General features: G+C 72.1%; 8 protein-coding genes and 2 pseudogenes. 4 read left to right on the forward strand and 6 right to left on the reverse strand.

From position 1 onward, the window contains the following. Positions 1–8: 8 nt before the first annotated feature. Positions 9–1,358: a hypothetical protein gene (locus tag ACLEQD_RS29105; protein WP_410388481.1), complete on the forward strand. Its 1,350-nt coding sequence runs from the start codon at positions 9–11 to the stop codon at positions 1,356–1,358. Then, positions 1,355–2,050, forward strand: a complete 696-nt coding sequence (locus ACLEQD_RS29110) for a c-type cytochrome (RefSeq protein ID WP_410388469.1) — start codon at positions 1,355–1,357, stop codon at positions 2,048–2,050. The genes ACLEQD_RS29105 and ACLEQD_RS29110 overlap by 4 nt, the downstream gene beginning before the upstream one ends. 1 nt (position 2,051) lies before the next feature. Here the strand turns inward: ACLEQD_RS29110 and ACLEQD_RS29115 are convergent, their stop codons facing one another. Next, entirely contained in the window at positions 2,052–3,410 is a 1,359-nt protein-coding gene (locus tag ACLEQD_RS29115; RefSeq protein WP_410388471.1) for a ferritin-like domain-containing protein, read from the reverse strand. Positions 3,411–3,481: 71 nt separating this feature from the next. Here ACLEQD_RS29115 and ACLEQD_RS29120 point away from each other — a divergent pair, with 71 nt between their 5' ends. After that, positions 3,482–3,784 (forward strand): hypothetical protein, encoded by a 303-nt coding sequence (locus ACLEQD_RS29120; protein ID WP_410388473.1) that lies wholly within the window; start codon positions 3,482–3,484, stop codon positions 3,782–3,784. Positions 3,785–3,862: 78 nt separating this feature from the next. On the opposite strand, the gene ACLEQD_RS29125 is transcribed toward ACLEQD_RS29120, so the two are convergent. The 5 genes and pseudogenes from ACLEQD_RS29125 to ACLEQD_RS29145 form a co-directional block, all read right to left on the reverse strand. After that, a complete protein-coding gene (locus tag ACLEQD_RS29125) occupies positions 3,863–5,113 on the reverse strand; it encodes a hydroxymethylglutaryl-CoA synthase family protein (RefSeq protein ID WP_410388475.1) in 1,251 nt (416 codons plus the stop codon). A gap of 41 nt (positions 5,114–5,154) precedes the next feature. After that, positions 5,155–6,192, reverse strand: a complete 1,038-nt coding sequence (locus ACLEQD_RS29130) for a zinc-binding dehydrogenase (protein ID WP_410388477.1) — start codon at positions 6,190–6,192, stop codon at positions 5,155–5,157. A gap of 45 nt (positions 6,193–6,237) precedes the next feature. Continuing rightward, positions 6,238–6,984 (reverse strand): CoA-transferase subunit beta, encoded by a 747-nt coding sequence (locus ACLEQD_RS29135; protein ID WP_410388479.1) that lies wholly within the window; start codon positions 6,982–6,984, stop codon positions 6,238–6,240. Next, positions 6,981–7,700 (reverse strand): CoA transferase subunit A, encoded by a 720-nt coding sequence (locus tag ACLEQD_RS29140; RefSeq protein ID WP_410388482.1) that lies wholly within the window; start codon positions 7,698–7,700, stop codon positions 6,981–6,983. The genes ACLEQD_RS29135 and ACLEQD_RS29140 overlap by 4 nt, the downstream gene beginning before the upstream one ends. A gap of 77 nt (positions 7,701–7,777) precedes the next feature. Beyond that, positions 7,778–8,472, reverse strand: a pseudogene (locus tag ACLEQD_RS29145) (TetR/AcrR family transcriptional regulator). Positions 8,473–8,672: 200 nt separating this feature from the next. On the opposite strand from ACLEQD_RS29145, the pseudogene ACLEQD_RS29150 reads away from it, so the two are divergent. Continuing rightward, a pseudogene (locus ACLEQD_RS29150) lies at positions 8,673–9,797 on the forward strand (histidine kinase); the annotation flags it as partial.

Genomic DNA, 9,797 nt, shown 5'->3' on the forward strand with positions numbered 1-9,797 from the left:
CGGGGCTGGTGCCGGGGCGCGCTCCTGGTGCTCGTGACGGCGTGGATGCGCCGGTCCCGGCGGGGGGCGTCCGCGCGGAGCCCGAGGGCATGACGACCGGCCTGCTTCGTACGGGGCGCGCCATCAGGGCGTGCGCCTGGCTGCTGACGGTGGGCGTGCTCGGGGCCTGTGGGGAGACGGACCCGGGGCCGCTCCAGGTGCCGGAGCTGGAGTACGGCGTCGAGGCGCCGTGGCCGGTGTCCGCGCCGCTGCCGCCCGTGGGGCCCGCGGGACGGCTGATCATCACCAACAACCTGGAGGACACCCTCAGCCTGCTGGACCTGGACGGGATGGAGTCGCCCACGTGGGGAGAGCTGGCGCGCGTCCCGGTGGGGCTCAACCCGGTGGAGCTGGAGGGGCCCCACCACACGGCCGTCTCGCCGGAGAACGACTTCTATTACGTGGGCATCTCCAACTACGTGCCGGGCTCCGGCTCCGGACCGCACGGGACGCATGGCTCGGGGAAGGCGGACGGCTACTGCCTCAAGCTGGACGCGGCCACCCACGCCGTCGTGGGGTCGGTGCGCGTGGATCCCAACCCGGGGGACGTCTTCCTCGGCGCGGAAGGGCGGACGCTTTACCAGACGCACTTCGACCTGCTGAAGATCGCGGAGGTGGCGCGGCGCGGAGGCACGGAGGCGGAGATGGATTCGCGGATGGCCATCCTCGACGCGCGGACGATGACGCGCACGGCGATGGTGCCCGTCTGTCCCGCGCCCCACGCCGTGCGCCTGTCGCCGGACGGGCGCCGCGCCTACGTCGCCTGCTGGTCGGACGAGGTGGCCATCGTCGAGCTGGAGCAGGCGGACCACCCGGTGCGCCGCGTGAAGGTGGCGGACAACGCCGGCACGGCGGTGCGGCCCCTTCACCAGCCCTATGCGCTCACGGTGTCGCCCACGACGGGCGCGGTGTGGGTCAGCTCGCTCGCGAGCCGCGCGGTGCAGTACCTGGACCCCGTGACGCTCACCATGGATCCCCAGCGCACGGTGTGGCTGCCGGGCGCGCCGATGTTCGGGGCCTTCACGTCCGACGGGCGCACGCTCTACATGCCGTACCAGTCGGTGGACTCCATCGCCATCATCGATCCGGACCATCCGGAGGCGGTGCCCGGGGAGATTCCGCTGGCGCCCAGCGGCTGCCTCAACGTGCACCAGCTGATGCTGACGCCGGACGAGCGTTACGCGCTCGCGGTCTGCGAAGGGGACCACGTGGGGCCGGGCACGCTCCACGTCGTATCGCTGGAGGAGCGCCGGGTGGTGAAGACGGTGCAGGTGGGCCTCTTCCCGGACTCGGTGGCGCTGCTGCGGAGCCGGCCATGAGGTGGGGGTGGATGCTGGGCATGCTGCTGGCGGGCTGTGGCGGCGCGACGCCCGCGGCGGAGTACGGCGAGGCGCTGTTCCAGGATGCCCGGCTGTCGGACAGCCAGTACAACAGCTTCTCCTGCGCGACCTGCCACGCCACGAGCGCCACGCCCGAGCCGGACCGGATGCTCGCGGGCTACCCGCTGGAGAACGTGGCGTTCCGTCAGACGTGGTGGGGCGGCTACGAGACGGACCTGCTGAGCGCGGTGAACTTCTGCTACCTGAGCTTCATGCGCGGCGTGTCCCCCCTCACGCGGGAGGACCCCAAGGCGCGGGCCCTCTACGAGTACCTGGCGCGGATCAGCCCGGACACGGACGCGCCCGCGTTGCCCTTCACGGTGGTGAAGGACATCCAGGACGTGCCGCCCGGTGACGCCGGACGGGGAGGCGCCGTGTACCGCGCCGCCTGCCAGACGTGCCACGGGGCCACGCACACCGGGGAGGGCCGGCTGACGTCGTTCGCGTCGGTGTTGCCGGAGGTGACGGACGACTACGACGCGCTCTTCCCCGGCACTCCCCGGCGGCTGGTGGTCATCGAGAAGCTGCGCCATGGCAGCTTCTTCGCCGTCGGCGGCACCATGCCGCTCTACAGCCGCGAGGCCCTGTCGGACGAGGACCTGTCGGCGGTGCTCGCCTTCCTGGGGTTGTGACTCAGGCCCAGAGTTCCTGCTCCAGCGAGTCGAGCAGCGCCGCGGCGACCTCGGGAGAGGGCAGCCCGGCGTCGGCGGTGAGCTCCGGGGCGAGCGGCGCGGCCACCTCCGCGCGCAGCACCGCGACGGCCTGCCGCCGGGCCTCTTGAAGGGAGGCGCGCTGTTCGGCGGACAGGTGAGGCATGGCCCACGCGTCGATGTCCCACGACAGGCCCGCGTGCCGCGTCTCATCCTCGGCGATGCGCGCCATGGCCTCGCGGATCTCCGGGTCCTTCGCATGCAGTGCTTGGTGGTGCGCCACCAGCGCGCCATAGGTCTCCCGCACGCAGCCCTCCACGGTGTTGTCGAGCAGCACTTCGCTCCAGGGCCGCAGCGGCAGGTCGGTGACGGCGGGAGGCACCGGCGTGGCGCCGAAGCGCTGGGCCAGGCGCAAGGTGACTTCGGTGTGCCGCACCTCGTCCGCCGCGCTGGCGAGCGCCGCGTCCTGCAGCTCGCTGCTCGCGCCGTGCAGGGCCAGCTCCTCGCGCAGGCGCAGGAAGGCGTGGATGGCGGCAGCCTCCAGCCGGGCGGCGTTGGCGAAGTAGCCGCCCCTGGCGTCGGCGCAGTCCCCAGCCCGGCCGCGCTGGAGTCCCACGGGCCTGCGGCCGACAGTGCAGTCGGGCGTGCCCTCCTTGAGGGGGAACGTGCCTTCCTCCGTCACGACCCCGGACGCCGTGACCTTCAGGTCGTGCCGGGTCTCGTATACGTTCGTCTCACAGTCGTAGTCCTGGATGCTGACGACGCTGAAGCTCCCGTCTGGAAGGGCGCGCACCTTCCCGCGCGCGTAGGCCGGATGGCCGCACAGGGCATAGCCCGAGGCGTAGGCCAGGAGCGCGGCCTCCTGTGGAGTGTCGATGCGGCCCAGCAATGCCCTGACGGCGTCCGCGGTCGTGTACGCCGTCACCTCGTCGCCGCGGGTCGTGACGAAGAAGCCCTCGGCGCACTCCATGCTGTAGCCACAGATGCGCGGGAAGCCGCGAGTCACCTCCAGCGCTTCGATGCGCGCCAGGCATGCCTGGGGATCCGACGCCGTAGCGCAAGGCTGGCCCTCCGAGGTCACGAGCTGGACCTCATGGGGGCGGGTCCGGTGGTTCACGACGCGGAGCTGGAGCGCATCTGGCGCCGGGTCGATGGCCAGCCCGGTGAGGGCAGGCAGACCGTTCGCGCACTCGACGTCCGAGTGCTGGCTCAGGTCGACGGGCCCTGGCTCCGGTGGAGGCTCCACGCCGGGTTCACCCTGGCACCCCGTGAGCAGCAGGGGCGTGGCCAGGGAGACCCGCAGGGCATGGGAGAAGAGAAGCCGCAGCCGATAGACGTTCATGGTCCCCTCAAGGGCAAGGCGCGGGCACCGGGTCCGCTCCCCTTGGACACGCGACCCCGGATGCGTGGGACATGGCCCGTTCCCGTGGGACAAGGATAGGAGGGGTCGATGAAGCCCGCGGCAACTGGCGCTTGAGCGCCGGACCGGATCTCCTGATTGGGACTGGCGAGGAGAGGTTCCTTGGGCTGTTCAGGGTCAACGCCTACCTCTCGGTCTCGACGGCCTCCTCCGAGAACGACAAGGGCTTGATCCGGATCAGTCCCGCCATCGGGGTCCGGTCGCTCAAGGGGAAGGATGATGAATTCGTGGCCTTCCTGGAGCTGGCGATCCTGGGACAGCGATTGCTGTTCTCGGACGAGTTCGACTCGCTCTGACCCTGCGAACGCGAACGGGCGATGCACGCTCTTGAAGCGCGCATCGCCCGTGGGGACTCCACCTGAAGCCGTGGAGCCTTACGCCCCCGCGTACTTGCGGCGGAACTCGTGGATCTCCGCCAGCCGGAACGTGCCCGGCTCCGGGGCAATCGCCTCCGGCGCGTCGTAGGGCAGGTTCATCAGCCGCTCGTACTCCTCCACCGACACTCGCTCGCGCTTCGCCAGCACCGTGTCCAGGTCCGCGCGGGCCATGCGCTCCGCCGCCTTCTCACCCACGACGCCGGAGAAGAACTCCGCGCAGGAGCCGCTGCCGTAGGACAGGAGGCCAATCCGCTGGCCCGCCAGCGCCGCGCCCTCCGCGTGCAGCTGGCCCGCGAGCGCCAGGTACAGCGACGCCGTGTAGACGTTGCCCACCCGCGCGTTGAGCCCCAGCGACTTCGCCACCTGCGCGTCGTAGCTGGCCTGCGACTTCGCCGCCTCGTCGCGCGCTTCCGGCGTGGCCGGCCCGCTGCCCGAGTCCTCCAGGTCGCACAGCCGCACCTGCGCGTGCGCCTTGCGCGCCATCTTGCAGAAGGGCACGTGGTACAGGATGCGCGCCAACTGCTCGCTGGGCAGCTTCGAGTCCCACCGCACCAGCCCCTGCTCCAGCGCGCGCTCGCGCCAGCCCCGGTACGCGCCCGCCATGGCGTCCAGGTAGCAGGTGATGGAGTAGTGCCCGTCCACCAGCGCCTCGCGCCGTCCCACCGGCCGCCAGAAGTCGTACACGTCCGCGGTGCTCACGCCGTTGAGCCCCACGTCCACCGCCAGCAGGTCCGGCGTCTCCGACACCAGCAGCGCCACCGCGCCGCCGCCCTGGGTGGGCTCGCCCGCCGTCTTCAGGCCGTAGCGCGCGATGTCCGTGCACACCACCAGCGCGGAGCGGCCCGCGCCCGCACCGGAGGCGATCCACTCCACCGCCGCCATCAGGCCCGCCGTGCCGCCGTAGCACGCGTGCTGCGAGTCGAACGTGCGCATGGCGCGCGGCAGCTTCAAGAGGCCGTGCACATGCGACGCGATGGGCTTCGAGTGGTCCACGCCCGTCTCGGTGCCCACCACCAGCATGCCCAGCTTGGACGTGTCCACGCCCTGCTGCTGGATGAGCCGCGCGGCCGCCGTGGCCGCCAGCGACACGGAGTCCTCGCCCGGGTCGTTGACCGCCATCTCCTTCGCGCCCAGGCCCGCGGTGAACTTCGCCGGGTCCACGCCGCGCGCCCGCGCCAGGTCCTCGATGTCCACGTACCGCCGGGGGACCGCCACCGCCAGCGCTTCGATTCCAACCCGCTTCTTCATGGGGAGCTCCTCAAGTCAAAAGGTCGCGAATCCAAAAGGCCTCACGCCGCGGGCGGCACCAGCACCAGCCGGCCCGCCACTTCCCGGTTCTCCAGCCGGAAGTGCGCGCGGCCCGCTTCCGCCAGCGCCACCTCTTCCGACACGAAGGGGCGGATGAGGCCCTTGGCCGTCAGCCGCAGCGACTCGTCCAGCTCCTCGCGCGTCGTCGCGTACGCGCCAAGGATCTCCAGCTCCTTCACGATGACCAGGCCCGGGTTGAGGTTCACCACCCCCGACTCCAGGTTGCCCACCACCACCACGCGGCCGCCCGGCGCCATGGCCTTGAGCGTCTGGTCGAAGGTGGCGCTGCCGACGATCTCCACCGCCACGTCCACGCCCTGGCCCTGCGTGCGCTTGCGCGCCTCCGAGCCGAAGTCCAGGCCGCGCGAGACAATCACCTCGTCCGCGCCGGCCTCCTTCAGCGCCGGCACCTTCGCCTCGCCGGACGTGATGGCGATGACGCGCGCCCCGTCCACCTTCGCCAGCTGCACCGCGGCCAGGCCCACGCCGCCGCTGGCGCCCGTAATCAGCACCGTCTCACCGGCCTTCACCTTCGCCCGCGTGCGCAGCGTGTGGACGGCCGTGCCCAGCGTGCAGCACACCGTCGCGGCCACCGCCCAGGGCAGGTCGGACGGCACGCGGCCCAGGCCGCGCACCGGGGCCACCATGAACTGCGCGTAGCCGCCCTGGAGCTCCTCGCCGAAGAAGCGGTTGTCCGTCTTGCACAGGCTGTTGCGGCCGGAGAGGCACAGCGCGCACTCGCCGCAGGACATGCGCTGCAGCGTCGCCGCGCGGTCGCCCACCTTCCAGCCCACCGTGTCCGGACCGACTTCCACCACCTCGCCCGCGGCCTCGTGTCCCAGGATGGCGGGCACGTGCGTGCGGGGCAGGTTGCCGCGGCGGTTGATGACGTCGTGGTAGCAGACGCCGCACGCGTGGACCTTCAGCAGCACCTCGCCCTTGCCCGGCCGGGGCACCGGCACGGTCTCCAGACGCAGGTTCTCTGCACTTCCGAACTGGCGAAGAACGACAGCTTCCATGCGGTGCCTCTTTTCCGTGTTGCGCCAAAGGGTGGGGAAGACGTCTCAGCCGCCGACGAGCGCGTCGCGCAGGTTGCGGGGGTCCAGCGCGCGGATGGCGGACACCGTGCGCGCGTCCGGAAGCGAGGTGACGGGCAGGGTGTCCGGCACCGCGAACTCGAAGCCGGTGCGCTCGGAGATGCCGTCCACCGTCGCCCAGGGGTGACGCGACAGCAGCTTCGCTCCGCGCGGCCCGCCCAGCTCGTACGTGCCCAGGTCGGAGATGAGCCGCACCGGACGGCTGGGGTCGCGCGTCGTCGCCACCTGCACCTGCGGGACGAGGTTGCGGCGCGACTGCCGGGGCACCAGCAGCACGGGGTTCTTCACCCACTGGCGCAGCGTGGCCGCGCCCGCGACCCCGGGGAACTTGGCCCGAGGCTTCTCCAGGCTGCCCGACGCCGTCATGTTCGTGCGGCCCGCCGGATCCACCTCCGCCGCGCCGAAGAACACCGTGTCCACCCGGCCACGCCGCGCGTGGTCGAAGAGGTCCGCGATGCTCACCTCCGCGGACCGGCCGTCCAGGTAGCGCAGGTCCTCCGAGGACGGGTACAGCTCCGGCAGCACGGGGTCCAGGGAGCCCACGCACGCCAGGTACGTCAGCCCCGGCGCATGCGTGGCCCGGGCCACCGCGATGGCCAGGATGACCAGCGGCGACGCCACGCCCGTGGCCACCACCGAGCCGTCTTCAAGCTCCCGCGCCAGCAGCGACACCACCGTCTCCGCGGGCGTCGCGTCCACCGTCGTCGTCGTCATGCCGCGCTCCGCGTCGCGCGCAGCGACATGAGGAAGCCCTTCGCGTCGCCCGCCTCCGCCGCGGCCAGGTAGGCCGCCAGCATCGCGTCGTCATGCGGGTACTGGCCCAGGCAGCCCGTGGGCAGCGCGCCGCCGGGGGCGAGCACCACGCGCTCCACCTGGAAGGCGGGAATGGTGACGCGCGCCAGCTTCGGCACGCGCTCCTCCACCGTGGCGATGATGCGCTTCGCGGCGCCCGCGACGAGCAGGTCCGTGGTGGGGTCCTCGATGAAGAGGTTGCCCTTGTCGTCCGCCGCCCGCGCGTGGAGGAGCGCCACGTCCGGGTAGTAGGCGGGCTCCACCGGCACGCGGCGGCCCGTGAAGGGGTCCTCCACCGTGCGCGGCGCGTCCACCTCCGCCAGCTCCGACACGTCCGCGTCCGGCGCCGGGATGAAGGGCAGCCCCATGGACGCCGCGCGCAGCCGCTGCACCACGCGGTAGCCGTCGTGCTCGCGCCATTCAATCCCGCCCGCCTCGATGGCCCGCTTGAGGCAGGGCAGGGGACGCACGCGGTTGTCCAGCACCAGCGCGCCGAAGGGCAGCTCCACGCGCTTCAAGCACCCGCCCGCCACCAGGAACTCCGCCGGCAGCGGGTTGGGCAGGGAGATGAGCTGCAGGCCGCGCTTCTCCTGCGCCACCAGCTCCAGCACCAGCGCCATGGGCGCGCGGCCCAGCATGAACCCGCCGGCCGCGAGCGACGCGCCGTCCGGGATGGAGGCCACCGCCTCCGGCAGGGAACTCCACCGGGCGCGGTTCACTGGGGCTCCCCTCCGGAACCGGAAGCGGAACCGGCGCGCGGCACCATGCGCAGCGCGGGCGCGTCGTCAGTGGAAGGGCGGCGGCGGAGGCGCCGAGCGCGGCGCCGGGGAAGAGCAGCTCCACCATGCCGTCGGCGATCTGCTCCTCGGAGAGGCGCCCGTCCGGCTTGAACCACTTGTAGACCCACAGAATCATGCCCAGGAACGAGAAGGCCGCGACGGTGGGGTCCACCACGCCGCGCAGGCGGCCCAGGCGGTTGGCCTCCGCGAACGCGTCCTCCAGGAAGCGCACGTAGCGCTTCTTGCGCCGGTCGATGTACTCGCGCGCCTCGCCGGTGAGCGTGGCGTGCTCGTGGAGGATGATGATGACCTCCTTGCTGCGGCCGCTCGTCACCAGGTGGATGTTGTGCCGCATGCACTGGCGCAGCCGCTCCACCGGATCCGCCACGTCCTGCACGGGCCCGAGCACCTGCTCCTCGAACACGTCCATGCCGTAGTTCATGATGGCGAAGAGCAGCTGCTCCTTGTTCTGGATGTGGTGGTAGAGCCCCGCCTTGGTCATCCGGCACGCGGCGGCGATCTCCTGCATCGACGTGCCCTCGTAGCCGCGCTCGCAGATGAGCCGCGCCGCCGTCTCCAGGATGGTCCGGTACCGCTCGCCCTCGTCCGGTTTGCGCCCCGTGGGTGTCATGCGTGCCTTCCCTCTCCGGCCTGCCTGCTCCTGCCGGACCTGAATCCACCTACCGACCGGTAGGTCACTTCACCTACCGACCGGTAGGTAGCACTCCCCGACGCGGTCCGTCAACGGGCAAGCACCGGAGGGCAGGTGGGATAAAAGCTATTGGAAACAAGGACTTGGACCCACCCAACGGGTTAGGTTGGGGGCCGCCCATGCGGTCCACGCTCCTGCCCATCCTCCTGTTGTGCGCCGCGCTGGCGAGCGTGGGGGTGGGGGTCTGGACGCTCGTGAAGCGCAGCCGGACCACCCTGGTGGAGCAGTTCGCGGGGGACCGGCAGAAGCAGCTGGACGAGGCCGTGGGCGGCGTCACGGACTCGCTGGAGGAGGTGGGCAAGAACCTGCGCTTCGCCGGGGAGCTGATGTCCCAGCCGGGGAGCCTGCCGGAGCACCGGCGGGAGCTGCGCGCGCTCCTGGAGGCGGTGGGCCAGTACAAGGCCATCGCCGCGTACGACGGCGACGGCGCGGAGCGGCTGTTGCTGCTGGACAGAAAGCCGGACGCGCAGGTGTCGCGCGAGGGGCTGGTGGCGGAGATGGCGGGGACGGCGCGCCGGGCGTTGCAGCGTCCGCCGGGGGACCTCACCACGTCGCCCATCCTGGACGCGGCCAACGGCGGCTGGCTGCGCATCCTGGCCACGGCGCTGCCCGCGACGGACGGCAAGCCCGAGGGCGCGGTGGCGGTGCTGGTGGACACGGAGTCCTTCTTCGCGCCGCTGCGCATCGTCACGTCGGACCTGGAGGCGCGGCTCTTGCTCGTGGGCACGCACGGCCAGCCCACGCCCGCGAGCGACCCGGGCCTGGCGGAGTGGTTCCGCCGCGCGAGCCAGAAGGACTCCGGGGTGCCCGGCTTCGCGTTCCTCGTGTCGCGGCTGAAGGCCGGCGCGCGCGGCATGCTGCCCCTGTCCGAACAGGAGGCGGAGCGGCTGGGGCTGGGGCGCGCGGAGGTGGTGGCCGTCTACACGCCCATCCGCATGCGCGGCGGCAGCCACTGGGCGGTGGCGACGCTGGTGTCCACCGCGGCGCTGCGCTCGCACGAGCAGTCGCTGGTGGTGCGGCTGTTGGGCGCGGGCGCGCTGGTGGCGTTCTTCCTGGTGGCCTTCGCGGTGTACGTGGTGCTGGCGCGGCGCCGCGCGGTGGCTCCGGGAGAGCCGCCGGCACGCGGCCCAGCTCGCCGCGCTCCATGACCGGACGCGGAAGATCCTGGACCACATCCCCACGGGCGTCCTCGCGCTCACGGCGGACGGGCGCATCAACGCCGTCAACCAGGCCCTGCGCTCGCG

The organism is Corallococcus sp. 4LFB, from assembly GCF_046520365.1.
In the GTDB taxonomy this organism is placed as follows: Bacteria; Myxococcota; Myxococcia; order Myxococcales; family Myxococcaceae; genus Corallococcus; species Corallococcus caeni.

Bases quoted from the DNA above. Each gene is read 5' to 3' on its own strand.
- ACLEQD_RS29125 (WP_410388475.1), bottom strand. From the start codon at position 5,113: ATGAAGAAGCGGGTTGGAATCGAAGCGCTGGCGGTGGCGGTCCCCCGG.
- ACLEQD_RS29135 (WP_410388479.1), bottom strand. From the start codon at position 6,984: ATGACGACGACGACGGTGGACGCGACGCCCGCGGAGACGGTGGTGTCG.
- ACLEQD_RS29115 (WP_410388471.1), bottom strand. From the start codon at position 3,410: ATGAACGTCTATCGGCTGCGGCTTCTCTTCTCCCATGCCCTGCGGGTC.
- ACLEQD_RS29120 (WP_410388473.1), top strand. From the start codon at position 3,482: ATGGCCCGTTCCCGTGGGACAAGGATAGGAGGGGTCGATGAAGCCCGC.
- ACLEQD_RS29130 (WP_410388477.1), bottom strand. From the start codon at position 6,192: ATGGAAGCTGTCGTTCTTCGCCAGTTCGGAAGTGCAGAGAACCTGCGT.
- ACLEQD_RS29110 (WP_410388469.1), top strand. From the start codon at position 1,355: ATGAGGTGGGGGTGGATGCTGGGCATGCTGCTGGCGGGCTGTGGCGGC.
- ACLEQD_RS29140 (WP_410388482.1), bottom strand. From the start codon at position 7,700: ATGCTGGGCCGCGCGCCCATGGCGCTGGTGCTGGAGCTGGTGGCGCAG.